This window comes from Citrobacter sp. VF227, from assembly GCF_052950715.1.
The window spans coordinates 1-440 of the sequence record NZ_JBRFVF010000571.1 but is presented as its reverse complement, the minus strand read 5'-3'; the positions used below and the strand labels follow the sequence as shown (position 1 = coordinate 440).

Sequence of the window (440 nt, the reverse complement as noted above, 5' to 3'; positions counted from 1 at the left end):
CCGGAGCTACCGGAGTTTCATGTTCCAGTACGTTGATCCTGAGAGTTTCGCCGACCTATGTTGACCCAGAGGATTTCAGTTCGGCTTCCAGCTTGTCGATTGCGCCGCAAAAAGTGTCATATGCACGACTGCCGGTCCCGATTGCGCCAAAGTACACTTGTGAAAAGTGCAGTTGCTGCTCGCGTAAGGCATCATATAAAGGCTGCAGGTTGTCAGGAATGTCTCCTGCTCCGTGTGTGCAGCTAATCATCAGCCAGATCCCGTCAGTCGGGACCTCTTCAGGCATTGGTCCATGCAGTATTTCGCTGGAAACACCAGCGTCGTCCAGCTTTTCAGCCAGATGCTCTGCTACATATTCCGCACTGCCAAGCGTGCTGCCGCTGATAAGAGTGATGTCTGCCGTTGATCGCCCACCTTTATAAAGAGGGCGTATTGTACGC

1 pseudogene is annotated in these 440 nt (G+C 52.7%); it reads right to left on the bottom strand.

The window, feature by feature from the left end:
* Positions 1-58 precede the first annotated feature (58 nt).
* Positions 59-433: pseudogene (gene mioC, locus ACU8YC_RS27920) on the bottom strand (FMN-binding protein MioC); the annotation flags it as partial.
* Between the last annotated feature and the right edge of the window lie 7 nt (positions 434-440).